We start from the raw sequence: 14264 nt of genomic DNA, 5'->3' as shown, positions 1-14264 counted from the left end.
GAAGTTGAAAAGATCGCCGAGCTCGAGCAATTGCTGCTGAATGGGCATAAAAAATCCGATACCAGAAAACTGGTATCGGATTTTCTTTAAACCCCGACCTAGATACAAATGCTTAAGTGAACAGCATTACCCGTTTAGGGAGCTTTTTTTTGCGTAGCCTGTTTAAATCAGGCAACGCTTGAAGATGTACACATTCACTCAGTAAAGAGGTTATTTCCATGGCTCAAGTAACTCTGCGTGGCAACCCGGTAACAGTTGATGGCCAGCTGCCACAAGTCGGTCAGCAAGCGCCTGCGTTCCAGCTGGTCGGCACTGACTTGTCTGACATCAGCCTGAGCAGCATGGCTGGCAAGCGTAAAGTACTGAACATTTTCCCAAGTGTTGATACCCCGACCTGCGCGACTTCGGTACGTAAATTCAACACCGAAGCAAGCGGCCTGGATAATACGGTGGTGCTGTGCATCTCGGCTGACCTGCCATTCGCCCAAGCCCGTTTCTGCGGCGCTGAAGGTCTGGAAAACGTGGTGAGCCTGTCGACCATGCGCGGCACCGAGTTCCTCAAGAACTACGGCGTTGCTCTGGTAGACGGCCCATTGGCGGGCGTTGCAGCTCGCGCCGTTGTCGTACTCGATGAAAACGATAAAGTCCTGCACAGCGAACTGGTAGCTGAAATCGGCACCGAGCCGGACTACAGCGCCGCCCTCGCAGCCCTGTAATAGCGCTTTCCTGCTCAACGCATAACGGCCTCTTAATGAGGCCGTTATGCGTTACGCCGCCAGATTGTAGGCAGCCGCATCGAGCCGTACGTTATCCCGGAAATCGCGATGACGGATTAACCTGCGGTTTATCCATCCTCCGTGTGGGTTATGTTTATCCGGTGTCCGCCGAACCCAACCGGAGGATGGATAGCCCCGGCGGGGCAATCCGTCATAACGCAATCACGCCGAACAAATTACCGCCGGATTCCAAACTCAACACCACCACCGAGCCGTGGGTTATCTTGTGAACCGCAATGACGGATTAACCTGCGGTTTATCCATCCTCCGTGTGGGTTTTGTTTATCCGGTGCACGCCAAACCCAACTGGAGGATGGATAGCCCCGACGGGGCAATCCGTCATGACGTAATCACGCCGAACGAATCACCGCTGGATCACAAACTCACCATCGCCATCGACTCGGCGCTGTATCGATCTCCGGCCACGGCGTCGGCGGAGAAGATGGCGTTTATCGCCGCCAGCTCATCCGCGCTCAGGGAAATATCCAGCGCCGCACAATTGGCTTGCAGATAACGCCGGCGCTTGGCTCCGGGGATCGGCACGATGTCATCACCTTGAGCAAGCACCCAGGCCAATGCCAGTTGGGAAGGTTGCACGCCTTTATCCGCCGCCATTTTCTCGATTTGCGCCACTAATTGCAGATTTCGCTGGAAGTTCTCGCCTTGAAACCGCGGTGTAAAACGCCGGTAATCGTCTTCGGCAAAGTCTTCCGGTGATTTAAGTGCGCCGGTTAAAAAGCCACGCCCCAGCGGGCTGTAGGGAACAAAGCCAACGCCCAATTCCCGGCATTTTGCCAAAACCCCATTACTCTCAGGATCACGCGTCCACAATGAATATTCACTCTGCACGGCGGTAATCGGGTGCACCTTGTGCGCCCGTGCAAGCGTTGCAGGATCAACCTCACTCAAGCCGATATAACGCACCTTGCCTTCACTGACGAGCTGCGCCATTGCGCCGACGGATTCTTCAATCGGCACTTCGGGATCAATCCGGTGCTGGTAATACAGATCTACATAGTCAGTGTCGAGGCGCTGCAGGCTGCCTTCAATCGCCTGGCGAATATATTCTGGACGACCACTTACGCCGCGCTTATGCGGATTTTCAGCATCGCGCAGCAAGCCGAACTTGGTGGCGATAAAGGCTTGCTCACGCTTACCTTTGAGGGCTTTGCCCAGCAGCAGCTCATTAGTATGTGGGCCATACGCATCGGCGGTGTCGAGCAGGTTGATGCCCATTTCAAGCGCCAGATGCAACGTGGCGATAGACTCCTGTTCATGCAGGCCTGTGACATAGAAATCGCTCATGCCCATGCAACCCAAACCCAGCGCCGAGACCAGCGGGCCGTTGCTACCCAGTTGTCGTTGTTTCATCAGAGGCTCCAGTGGTTGGATGCGATGGAGTCAGTTTCAGTGTTTTCATGAGCAGGATAAACCCGCAAAAATTACATACACTGTTTGCCATTATTGAATAATAGGTAGGCTGCTGTGGACCGCTTTCAAGCCATGCAAGTGTTTACCCGAATCGTTCAGGTCGGAGGATTCGGCAAAGCGGCTGACAGCCTTGGGTTGCCTCGCGCCACAGTCACTCAGTTGATCAAACAGCTGGAGCGACACCTGGGCGTTCAGTTGCTGCAACGCACCACTCGACAGGTCAGTACCACGGCCGATGGGCAGGCGTATTACGAACACTGCATCCGGCTGCTGGCCGATCTGGAAGACACCGAAAACTGTTTCGCCCACGCCCGCAGTCATCCGCAGGGCAAGTTGCGGGTGGATCTTCCCGCGTCGATTGGCCACCGGATTGTGATTCCACGGCTGAGTGATTTTTGTCAGCGCTATCCGCAGATCGAGCTGGAAATCGGCACTGGCGACCGCCCGGTCGATCTGGTCCGCGAGGGCATCGATTGCGTGGTGCGCGCCGGTAACGTGCACGACATCAATCTGGTCTCGCGCCCCTTGGCGCAGTTACCGCAAATCACCTGCGCCAGTGCCGAGTATATTGAGCGCTACGGTGAACCGCTGGACCTCGCACAACTGGCCGGTCATCAGGCTGTAAATTTCTACTCGGCATTGAATGGCAAAACCTTTGCTTTCGAATTCACTGAAGCAGGGGAGATCAACGAGCGGTATCTGCCGGGTGCAGTGAGTGTGAACAATGCTGAAGCTTATGTGGCCGCCTGTGTTGCAGGGCTGGGGATTATTCAGGCGCCTTACTATCACCTGCACCAACATGTGCAAGCCGGCAAGTTGCGTGAAATTCTGCCTGAGTACAGGCCGCGAGCCATGCCACTGACTGCGCTTTACCCTGCGCAACGCCAGTTATCGCGACGGGTTCGGGTCTGGGTAGACTGGCTGGTTGAAGTCTTTACCGATGCCGAGCTGTATCAACCGAAAATCTAGAAACCTGTTTACCCCGTTCTGCGACATGATCTGTAACCTTGTCAGAAACGGCCTGCGGGCTTTTTTTCGCGCTGTCTCATAGGCTTAGCGAATGATGGCAAAGGTAAATCTCCGGTAAAGAGACTTTCCAATATTAGTGATAGTGCTTATCGTTCAGCATCTTCATAGAAGCGACCTGACTTATGTCCGATACAAATTTGACCACCCGTTCTTCTAATCAACGCAGGCAATGGCTGATTGGTGTTGTTTTACTGGTGGCAATCATTGCCCTTATCTGGTGGTTCTGGCCGGCTAAACCGGCTGCCAAAGGCGGCGGCGGTCGCTTTGGCGATATGGGCCCGGTGCCGGTTCGCGTGGCGACAGTCGAGCAGGGCGACTACCCGGTGGAACTCAAAGCGCTGGGCACGGTGACGGCTTACAACACGGTCAACGTCAAAAGCCAGGTTGACGGGCAACTGGTCAAACTGCTGTTCAGCGATGGGCAAAAGGTCAAGCAGGGCGATGTGCTCGCGGTGATCGATCCGCGCAGCTACGAAGTGGCGCTTCAACAAGCTCAGGGCGCCCAGCAGGAGAATCAGGCGCTACTGAAGAATGCGCAGATCGATCTGTCCCGCTACACCGGCCTTTATGCAGAAGACTCGATTGCCAAGCAAACCCTCGACACCCAGCAAGCGCTGGTCAATCAGTATCGTGGCACGCTAAAGACCAATCAGGCCGCTGTCGCTCAGGCCAAGCTGGACCTGAGTTTCACTCAGGTGCGTGCGCCGATTTCCGGTCGTTTGGGCTTGCGTCAGGTCGACGTCGGTAACTTGATTACCTCGGGCGACAGCACGCCGATTGTGGTGATTACCGAAACCACGCCGATAGCGGTGGTGTTCACTTTGCCCGAAGGCGATCTGCCAGCCGTGCTCAAACCTTATCGTGCCGGTCAGGAGCTTATGGTCGAGGCCTGGGACAGAAGCGAGAAGACCTTGCTGGCCGAAGGCAAGCTCGAAAGCCTGGATAACCTGATTGATACCACCACGGGCACGGTGAAACTCAAGGCGCGCTTTACCAATGCTGACGAGATGCTGTTCCCCAATCAGTTCGTCAACGTGCGTTTGCGCGTTGATACCCGCAAGCAGGCCACGCTGATTCCAGCAGCCGCGTTGCAGTTTGGCTCAAAAGGCCCGTTTGTTTACGTGGTCGATGGCGATGACAAGATTCAGATTCGTCCGGTTCAGGAAGGCCCGAGCAATGGCGAAATCACCCTGATCGAGAGCGGTGTCAAAGCCGGTGAGCGTTTGGTGGTAGAAGGCACCGATCGCTTGCGCGAAGGCAATGTGGTTGAGGTGATCAGCGATGATCCTCAAGCCGCTGCAGCCCAACCCAAGGCCGATGTGCCACGCAATAAAGCGCGGCGTGACGGCGAAGAACGTGGCAATCGGCAGAAGAAAGACGCATGAATACCTCGCGCCTGTTTATCCTCAGGCCGGTCGCCACTACGCTGATCATGCTGGCGATTTTCCTCAGCGGCCTGATCGCCTATCGCTTGCTGCCGGTGTCCGCACTGCCGGAAGTGGATTACCCGACTATTCGGGTAATCACCCTGTATCCGGGCGCCAGCCCCGATGTGATGACCAGCGCCGTGACCGCGCCGCTTGAACGCCAGTTCGGACAAATGGCCGGGCTCAAGCAGATGTCTTCGACCAGCTCCGGCGGCGCCTCGGTGATTGCCTTGCGCTTTAACCTTGAGATCAAGCTCGATGTTGCCGAGCAAGAAGTGCAGGCCGCGATCAATGCGGCCACCAACTTGCTGCCGAATGATCTGCCGGCACCGCCGGTGTACAACAAGGTGAACCCGGCCGATACGCCGGTGATGACGCTGGCAATCAGCTCGAAAACCATGCCGCTGACCGAGGTCAACGACCTGGTCGATACGCGCCTCGCGCAAAAGCTCGCACAAACCACAGGGGTTGGCCTGGTCTCGATGGCAGGCGGCCAGCGCCCGGCGGTACGGATTCGGGTGAACCCCGAAGCGCTGGCGTCTTATGGTCTGAACTTATCGGATATCCGTTCGCTGATTACCGCCAGTAACGTCAATCAGCCCAAGGGCAACTTCGACGGTCCTACCCGCGTTTCGCAGCTTGATGCCAACGATCAACTGATCTCGGTAGACCAGTACCGTAACCTGATTCTGACCTACGCCGACGGTGCAACGCTGCGCCTCAAGGATGTCGCCACGATTGTCGACGGTGCCGAGAACCAGCGTTTGGCGGCGTGGGCCAACCTGAACAAGACCATTCTGCTCAACGTGCAACGCCAGCCCGGCGCCAACGTGATTGATGTGGTCGACCGCATTCAGAAGCTGCTGCCCAACCTCACAGAAGGGTTGCCGGCCAGTGTCGATGTGCAGGTGCTGACTGACCGAACGCAAACCATCCGCGCAGCTGTTACCGACGTCCAGCACGAGATGTTCCTGGCCATCATGTTGGTGGTACTGGTTACATTCCTGTTCCTGCGCAAATTGTCGGCCACTATTATTCCGTCGATAGTCGTGCCGCTGTCGTTGATCGGCAGTTTTGGCGTGATGTACCTGGCCGGTTTCACCATCAACAACCTGACGCTGATGGCGCTGACCATTGCCACGGGTTTCGTGGTCGATGACGCCATCGTCATGCTCGAAAACATTGCCCGTCACCTGGAGGCGGGTGAGACGCCGCTGAATGCCGCGCTGAAAGGGGCCAAGCAAATTGGTTTTACCCTGATATCGCTGACCATCTCGCTGATTGCAGTGCTGATCCCGCTGCTGTTCATGGCCGATGTGGTCGGGCGTTTGTTCCGTGAGTTTGCCATCACCCTGGCTGTGGCCATTCTGATCTCGCTGGTGATCTCGCTGACGCTGACGCCGATGATGTGCGCGCGCCTGCTCAAACATGAGCCAGAGGAGAAGCAGGGGCGTTTCTACAAGGCCAGCGGCCAGTTCATCGACACGCTGATTGCGCATTACGGGCGTGGTTTGCAATGGGTGCTCAAGCATCAGGCGCTGACGTTGCTGGTGGCGATTGGCACGCTGGTGTTGACCGTGCTGTTGTATCTGGCAGTGCCTAAAGGTTTCTTCCCAGTGCAGGACACGGGCGTTATCCAGGGAATTTCCGAGGCGCCGCAAGCGGTTTCATTCAGCGCCATGAGTGAACGTCAGCAGCGTCTGGCAGCGGTGATTCTGGAAGATCCGGCGGTCAGCAGCTTGTCTTCTTACATTGGTGTGGACGGTGACAACCCGACGCTGAACAGCGGTCGCATGTTGATCAATCTGAAACCACACGGCGAGCGCGATCTCACGGCCAGCCAGGTCATCAACCGCCTGCGTCCCGAGCTTGCGAAAGTGCCGGGCATTGAGCTGTATCTGCAGCCGGTGCAGGATCTGACTATCGAGGATCGCATCAGCCGTACGCAGTATCAGTTCAGCATGGAGTCTCCGGATCTGGCCCTGCTTGAAGAGTGGGTGCCGAAACTGGTGAGCGCGCTGCGCGAACAGCCTGAGTTGGCAGACGTTGCCAGTGACCTGCAAAACCGTGGTCTGCAAGTCTACGTAGACATCGACCGCGATATAGCCGGACGCCTCGGCGTCAGCGTGGCCGACATCGACGATGCTCTCTACGACGCCTTCGGCCAGCGCCAGATCTCGACCATCTATACCCAGGCCAGCCAATACCGCGTGGTGCTCGAAAGTGCCAACGCCGGCAGTATCGGCCCAGCCGCGTTACGCGAGATTCATGTGGCGACGAGCGATGGCCAGCAGATTCCGCTGTCATCACTGGCACACATCGAGCAGCGCGCCACCAGCTTGCTGATCAACCACATAGGCCAATTCCCGGCGGCTACTCTGTCGTTCAACCTTGCTGAAGGCGTTGCCCTTGGCGATGCGGTGAAAGTGATCGAGCAGGTCAAAGCCGATATTGGTGTCCCGGCTGGCGTGCAGATCGAGTTTCAGGGCGCGGCGCAGGCATTCCAGGCGTCGCTTTCGAGCACCTTGCTGCTGATTCTGGCGGCAGTGGTAACCATGTACATCGTGCTTGGCGTGCTCTACGAGAGTTACATCCACCCGATCACGATTCTCTCGACATTGCCATCGGCGGGCGTGGGCGCTTTGTTGGCGCTGCTTTTAACCGGCAATGACCTGGGCCTTATTGCGATTATCGGCATCATTTTGCTGATCGGTATCGTCAAGAAGAACGCGATCATGATGATCGACTTCGCCCTCGATGCTGAGCGCAATCAGGGCATGGGGCCGGAGGAGGCGATCTATCAAGCCGCCTTGCTGCGTTTCCGGCCGATTCTGATGACAACCCTGGCGGCGCTGTTCGGTGCTGTACCGCTGATGCTGGCCACAGGTTCCGGTGCAGAACTGCGTCAGCCACTCGGGCTGGTGATGGTCGGCGGCTTGCTGCTGAGCCAGATACTGACGCTGTTCACCACGCCGGTTATTTACCTCTACTTCGACCGTATGGCCCGACGCTTTACCGGTCGTAGCGCTGCCGGAGCGCCGGCTGCACTATGAATCTATCGGCCCCGTTCATTCGCCGTCCCGTGGCGACCATGTTGCTCAGCCTGGCAATCATCCTGCTCGGTGGCGTCTGCTATGGCCTGTTGGCTGTAGCGCCACTGCCGGACATGGATTTCCCGGTGATTACCGTCGATGCCACATTGCCAGGCGCCAGCCCGCAGATCATGGCATCAACCGTGGCCACACCGCTTGAGCGTTCGCTGGGCACGATTGCCGGCATCAGTCAGATGAACAGCCGCAGCAGCCAGGGCAGCACGCGGATCATGATTCAGTTCGATCTGGGCCGCGACATCAACGCCGCGGCGCGTGAAGTGCAGGCGGCAATCAATGCTGCGCGAGACCTCTTGCCAAGCGGGATGCGCAGCATGCCGACGTACCGCAAGATCAATCCGTCGCAAGCACCGATCATGGTTTTGGCGTTATCGTCGGATGTGCTCAGCAAAGGCCAGTTGTATGACGTAGCGTCCACCGTGATCGCGCAAAAACTCGCGCAGGTTATCGGCGTGGGTGAAGTGCAGATTGGCGGCAGCTCACTGCCGGCAGTGCGAGTATCACTGGAGCCACGCCTGCTCGATCAGTACGGCCTGGCACTGGATGATGTGCGCACTGCAATCACCAGCGCCAACGCCAAACGGCCCAAAGGCTCTGTTGAAGATGCAGACAAGCACTGGCAGATCAAGGCCAGCGATCAGCTCGAAAAGGCTGCTGATTACGTGCCAACCATTATCCGTTATCAAGACGGTGCGGCAGTGCGTTTGGGTGACGTTGCGACCATCAAGGATGACGTCGAAGATCGCTACAACAGCGGCTTTTACAATGATCAAAGCGCGGTGTTGCTGGTGGTCAATCGCCAGACGGGCGCCAACATCATCGAAACCATCGAAGGCATTCGCAGTGAATTACCCGGCTTGCGCGCGATCATACCGGCCAGCGTTGATCTGCAGGTCGCGATGGATCGCTCGCCAGTCATTCGCGCCACCTTGCACGAAGCTGAACGCACGCTGCTGATCGCCGTAGCGCTGGTGATCATGGTGGTTTACTGCTTCCTCGGGCGGTGGCGCGCGTCGCTGATTCCAGCGCTGGCAGTACCGGTTTCACTGGTCGGCACATTTGCCGCGATGTACCTGCTTGGCTTCTCGTTGAACAACCTGTCGTTGATGGCGCTGATTCTGGCCACGGGGCTGGTGGTGGATGATGCCATCGTGGTGCTGGAGAATATTTCCCGGCATATCGAAGCGGGCGAAAAGCCTATGGCCGCTGCGTTCAAGGGCGCGCGTGAAGTCGGCTTCACCTTGCTGTCGATGAACCTGTCGCTGGTGGCGGTGTTCATTTCGATCCTGTTCATGGGCGGCCTGGTCGAGAGCCTGTTCCGCGAGTTCTCGATCACGCTGGCGGTGGCGATTGTCATCTCCCTGATCGTCTCGCTGACACTGACGCCAATGCTCTGTGCCCGTTGGCTGCGCGCCGAAGACACCGAGCCGAACAACGGCCCGTTACAGCGTATGTTCGAACGCTTCGGCGCGGGGATATTGGCCATCTATCAGCGCAGCCTCGACTGGGCTCTCCGCCATTCGCTGCTGATGCTGTTCAGTTTGTTTGCCACCATCGCCCTGAATATTTTCCTGTTTGTCAGCGTGCCGAAAACCTTTCTGCCTCAGCAGGATACCGGTCAGTTAATCGGCTTTATCCGCGGTGATGACGGCCTGTCGTTTCAGGTCATGCAGCCGAAGATGGAGGTTTATCGCCGGGCCATTCTCAAAGACCCGGCAGTCGACAGCGTTGCGGGTTTTATCGGTGGTTCGGGTGGCATCAACAACGCCTTTATCATCGTGCGCCTGAAACCGGTAAAAGAGCGCAAGATCTCCTCGCAAGCGGTGATTAACCGGCTGCGCAAGGATGTGCCGAAAATTGCCGGTGGCCGCCTGTTCCTGATGCCGGATCAGGATTTGCAGATTGGCGGGCGTCAGGGCCGTAGCTCGGATAACGAGTACATGCTGCTCTCTGGTGATCTGGAGCAACTGCGTACCTGGATGCCAAAAGTGCGTGACTCCTTGCGTGCCTTGCCAGAACTTACCGACATCGACGCCAAAGAGAATGAGGGTGCGCAGCAGATTCGTCTGGTGGTGGATCGCGACATGGCCAAACGCCTTGGCATCGACATGAGCCTGATTACCAGCGTTCTGAACAACTCGTTCAGCCAACGCCAGGTTTCGACCATCTACGACAGCCTCAACCAGTACAGCGTGGTGATGGAAGTCAAACCGCAATATGCCCAGCACCCCGAAGCGCTGGATCAGGTCAAGTTGATAACCAGTGACGGCCAGCGGGTTCCGCTTTCGGCGGTAGCCCGTTGGGAACGCAGCCTGGAGGAAGATCGGGTAAACCATCAAGGTCAGTTCGCCTCGGAGAACATCGGTTTCTCGCTCGCGGAAGGCGTGACGCTTGAGCAGGCAACAGTTGCGATAGACAGAGCCGTCTCGCGGCTGAACTTGCCGACAGAAGTACAGGGCATGCTTAGCGGGACGGGCGCAGCGTTTCAGGAGACGCAGAAGAATCAGCCGCTGATGATTCTGTTGGCGCTGGGCGTGGTCTATATCATTCTCGGCGTGCTCTACGAGAGCTATGTGCACCCATTGACCATCCTTTCGACGTTGCCGTCGGCGGGAGTCGGCGCGCTGTTGGCGCTGGAGTTGCTGAATACTGAATTCAGCCTGATCTCGCTGTTAGGCCTGTTCCTGCTGATTGGTGTGGTCAAGAAGAACGCGATTCTAATGATCGACATGGCGCTGCAACTGGAGCGCCAGAATAACCTGAGCCCTTACGAGTCGATCCGCCGCGCCTGTTTGCTGCGCTTTCGGCCAATCATGATGACCACGCTCGCGGCGATTCTCGGCGCTTTACCGCTGGTAATGAGCAGCGCCGAAGGTTCCGAATTGCGCAAGCCGCTCGGGATTACCATCGTCGGCGGCCTGATTCTCAGCCAACTGCTGACGCTGTACACCACGCCGGTCGTATACCTTTATTTTGATCGTCTGCGTCACCGGGTTAACCGCTGGCGGGGCGTGAAGACAGATGCTGCCTTGGAAACACCACTATGAGCCTGTTGCTGAACACTTGCCCCGCATTGCCGCGTGCCCTGAGCTTACTCACACTGAGCCTTGCATTAAGTGCGTGCGCCATTGGCCCGGACTATGAGCGCCCGGAAATCAACACGCCTGCTCAGTTCAAGCAAGCCGTTGGCTGGAAGGCCGCAACGCCGAGCGATGCCTACAGTCGTGGTGAGTGGTGGCAGATCTATGCTGATGCAGAGTTGAACCAGTTGGTGGGTCGGCTGAACGTGTCGAACCAGAATCTGGCGGCCTCAGAGGCTCAGTATCGTCAGGCCCAGGCTTTGGTGCGCGGCGCCCGTGCCTCGTTCTACCCAACCATTGGCGCCGGCGTTGGGCTTACGCGTGCGGGGCAGGGCGGCGGCGACAGCGCCCTGAGCACATCCGACGGCATCAGTGTCAGCGGCGGCAATGCCGCCACCATTTCGAAAACCCATAGCGCCACCTTGAATGCTGCCTGGGAGCTGGATATCTGGGGCAAGCTGCGCCGCCAACTGGAGTCGAGCAAGGCTGGTTTTGAAGCCAGCGCCGCCGATTTGGCCGCGCTGAAACTCAGCCTGCAAGCCGAGTTGGTGCAAACCTACCTGCAAATGCGGGTGCTGGATGAGCAGCAGCGTTTGCTTGATCAAACCGTGAGCGCCTATGCCCGCGCGCTCAAGCTCACGCAAAACCAGTACAACGCCGGGATTGTGCCGAAATCAGATGTCAGCCAGGCACTGACCCAGCTGAAAAGTACCGAGGCGCAAGCCATCGATCTGAAATGGCAACGTGCTCAGCTTGAGCATGCCATTGCGGTGTTGGTCGGCGTTACCCCGAGCGAGTTGAGCATCGCCAGCCGTGAGAATGCGGTGCCGCAATTGCCGATGGTGCCAACAGTGATGCCGTCACAGTTGCTCGAACGGCGCCCGGATGTCGCCGCTTCTGAACGCCGGGTCATGTCGGCCAATGCCGATATTGGCGTAGCTGAAGCGGCGTGGTTTCCTGATCTGACGATCTCAGGATCTGGCGGTTATCGCAGCAGCAGCTATGCCGACTGGTTCACCATGCCCAACCGCTTCTGGTCGATTGGGCCGCAACTGGCTGTGACCTTGTTTGATGCCGGCGCACGCAGCGCCGAGGTCGATCGCAGTGAGGCGGTGTATGACCAGACTGTGGCGCAATACCGGCAAACCGTACTCGACAGTTTCCGCGAGGTTGAAGACTATCTGGTGCAACTGCGGGTGATGGAACAAGAGTCGGTGGTGCAGCAGCAAGCGCTCGATGCGGCGCGCCATGCCCTGCGTTCGCTGGAAAACCAGTACAAGGCCGGCACCGTTGATTACAACAGCGTGGTTACCGTACAGGCCACGGCGTTGAACAATGAACGTAACAACTTGACCTTGCTGGGCAGCCGCCTGACTGCCAGCGTACAGTTGATCGCGGCGTTGGGCGGTGGCTGGCAGGTTGAGCAATTGCAAGCAGAGCAGAATGCTGAGGAGTAATCCTCAGTTTTATTATGAAGTAGCGCGCCCGCGTCTGATTAGCCATTTGGAAGTGTCGGTTGCCACTGGTTAGTTGCCGCCCGACTTAATGACGGCCCATTTCGACGATTTCTGGATAGCCGGTCGTAAGCGCTCTGTGGTTTCGGGCTATACCGATCACAGTGAGCACTTACATATTCTGAGTGTGCAGCGGCCGTGCTCACGCCAGGCTGCTGCGTTGGAGTTGTCATGAGCAGAGTCGCTATTGTCACCGGAGCATCGCGCGGCATCGGTGCGGCTATCGCCAAACGTCTTGCCGCCGATGGCCTGAGCGTAATCGTCAATTACGCCTCGAACCCTGAGGCAGCAGAATCTGTTGTCAGTGAAATTCGCAGCGCGGGTGGGCACGCTTATCCGGTGCTGGCTGATGTCAGTGACAGCGCCGCGGTGGAGGCGCTATTCGATCAGGCGCAAGAGGTTTACGGGGCGGTGGATGTACTGGTCAATAACGCCGGGATCATTCAACCCGGCAATGTACCCCTCGGCGAAACCGACGACGCCTTGTATCAGCGAATTTTCGCGATCAATACCAAAGGCACATTCAACACCCTGCGCCTGGCAGCCAAGCGTATGCGCGATGGTGGCCGTATCGTTAATTTCTCGACCAGCGTGGTCAGCTTGGCGCTGCCTGGCTACTCGGTGTATGCCGCTTCCAAGGCGGCAGTTGAGGCGTTCACCCAGATATTTGCCAAGGAGTTGCGCGGGCGCAACATATGCGTCAATGCAATCGCCCCGGGGCCGACCGCCACCGAGTTGTTCTTTAACGGCAAGAGTGATGAGCAGATTGCCGCACTAACGGCGCAATCCCCGCTTGAGCGGCTGGGCAGTCCTGATGACATCGCCAATGCGGTGGCATTTCTGGTGAGCGATGAAGGGCGCTGGATCAACGGCCAAACCGTGCGGGTAAATGGCGGGATCGTATAAGCGGCTCAAGCTGCTGCTTTGTCACGCAGATTACGGCGTCGATTGAAGCCCTTTTTGACCTGTAGCGCCAGCACGATACCGATACAAACGGAGGCGAGGGGCAGGGTGGTTGTCAGTGTCAGGGTTGGGAATACCAACAGTATCTGCGAATCATTGCCGCCGATCATCATCGAGGCACTCGCGCCCATGATGATTCCCGCGAGCAGGTACTGGCCGCCACGCCCCGGATTCAGCGCCTGATAGTCGAAGGTTTTACGGTAAAGGGTGAAGCTGAACATGCCCAGCAGCATGACGCCGAAAACGCCTATTCGCAGCATGCTGATCGGCCATGTGCCCTGGCTCCAGATGCCATGGGCAATGTCATAGAACAATAGACTAGGCGCCCATTGCGGCTCGAAGGTAAACAGGCTGCTGGTGAGTAAGCCAAGCAGGATGCTCAGGCCGACAAAGTGTTTTTCGCGCTGATAGCGAATCAAAATGCTCAAACTGGCCACGACTAACGCGAACGCCAAAAGGTAATTAGTCGCGGTCGGCGAAGGCATTTGCGCCATCTTTTCTGCGGGGAACTGGCTCAGCGTACGCCAAAGAACAATACCAATCACCCAGCCGATAATGGTCATGATCTTGCTGATATCGCCACGCGCCAACTTGGTCAATGTGCCGACGCTGCAACCGTCGTTGAGCACAGAACTGATACCAAACAGCAGTCCGCCGATAATCAGCAGATACAGCGGCGTGACCGGCTGGTAGTAAGGCTGCGACACATTGAGCAGATGGAACAACGGGGTCAGCAGCAAACCGAACAAACCACAGGTGATCAATGCGACGAACAGCGTGGGCCGGCGATACAGCAGCATGGTGATTGCTGCGACCAGGCATAAACCCATGCGTTGTGAGATCCAGCCGATAAGGAAGGCCAGGGTCAGGGGGATAAGCACAATAAACCTCGGCGTTCTGGCGGCTATCTGATTTAGGTGACTCATTGGACTAG

Annotated in this window: 9 protein-coding genes; 7 read left to right on the top strand and 2 right to left on the bottom strand. The window is 57.4% G+C overall.

What is annotated here, in order from left to right; translation table 11 throughout:
* The first annotated feature begins 218 nt into the window (after positions 1 to 218).
* Positions 219 to 716 (top strand): thiol peroxidase, encoded by a 498-nt coding sequence (gene tpx, locus FEZ62_RS20565; RefSeq protein WP_069900355.1) that lies wholly within the window; start codon positions 219 to 221, stop codon positions 714 to 716.
* 435 nt (positions 717 to 1151) lie between these two features.
* On the opposite strand, the gene FEZ62_RS20560 is transcribed toward tpx, so the two are convergent.
* A complete protein-coding gene (locus tag FEZ62_RS20560) occupies positions 1152 to 2147 on the bottom strand; it encodes an aldo/keto reductase (protein ID WP_172929643.1) in 996 nt (331 codons plus the stop codon).
* A 114-nt stretch (positions 2148 to 2261) separates the two neighbouring features.
* Between FEZ62_RS20560 and FEZ62_RS20555 the strand changes: the two genes are divergently transcribed.
* The 6 genes from FEZ62_RS20555 to FEZ62_RS20530 all read left to right on the top strand — a co-directional run bounded on the left by FEZ62_RS20555 (position 2262) and on the right by FEZ62_RS20530 (position 13273).
* The gene (locus FEZ62_RS20555) at positions 2262 to 3176 is read left to right on the top strand and encodes a LysR substrate-binding domain-containing protein (RefSeq protein WP_172929642.1); all 915 of its coding nucleotides are present in this window, start codon (positions 2262 to 2264) and stop codon (positions 3174 to 3176) included.
* Positions 3177 to 3358: 182 nt separating this feature from the next.
* Positions 3359 to 4621, top strand: coding sequence for an MdtA/MuxA family multidrug efflux RND transporter periplasmic adaptor subunit (locus FEZ62_RS20550; RefSeq protein ID WP_172929641.1), 1263 nt, complete (start codon positions 3359 to 3361; stop codon positions 4619 to 4621).
* Positions 4618 to 7716, top strand: a complete 3099-nt coding sequence (locus FEZ62_RS20545) for an MdtB/MuxB family multidrug efflux RND transporter permease subunit (RefSeq protein ID WP_069900359.1) — start codon at positions 4618 to 4620, stop codon at positions 7714 to 7716. The genes FEZ62_RS20550 and FEZ62_RS20545 overlap by 4 nt, the downstream gene beginning before the upstream one ends.
* Complete coding sequence (locus FEZ62_RS20540) at positions 7713 to 10820, top strand: efflux RND transporter permease subunit (protein WP_172929640.1); 3108 nt, start codon at positions 7713 to 7715, stop codon at positions 10818 to 10820. Before FEZ62_RS20545 ends, FEZ62_RS20540 begins: the two co-directional genes overlap by 4 nt.
* Positions 10817 to 12310 (top strand): efflux transporter outer membrane subunit, encoded by a 1494-nt coding sequence (locus tag FEZ62_RS20535; protein WP_172929639.1) that lies wholly within the window; start codon positions 10817 to 10819, stop codon positions 12308 to 12310. The genes FEZ62_RS20540 and FEZ62_RS20535 overlap by 4 nt, the downstream gene beginning before the upstream one ends.
* A 228-nt stretch (positions 12311 to 12538) precedes the next feature.
* Entirely contained in the window at positions 12539 to 13273 is a 735-nt protein-coding gene (locus FEZ62_RS20530) for an SDR family oxidoreductase (RefSeq protein ID WP_172929638.1), read from the top strand.
* 5 nt (positions 13274 to 13278) lie between these two features.
* Here FEZ62_RS20530 and FEZ62_RS20525 read toward each other — a convergent pair whose 3' ends face one another.
* A complete protein-coding gene (locus FEZ62_RS20525; protein ID WP_345940460.1) occupies positions 13279 to 14211 on the bottom strand; it encodes a YeeE/YedE thiosulfate transporter family protein in 933 nt (310 codons plus the stop codon).
* Positions 14212 to 14264: the final 53 nt, after the last annotated feature.

The sequence above is a fragment of the Pseudomonas sp. MS19 genome (genome assembly GCF_013277615.1).
In the GTDB taxonomy this organism is placed as follows: domain Bacteria; phylum Pseudomonadota; class Gammaproteobacteria; order Pseudomonadales; family Pseudomonadaceae; genus Aquipseudomonas; species Aquipseudomonas marincola.
The sequence above is the reverse complement of the archived record's forward strand: the minus strand, read 5'-3'. Positions and strand labels throughout refer to the sequence as shown.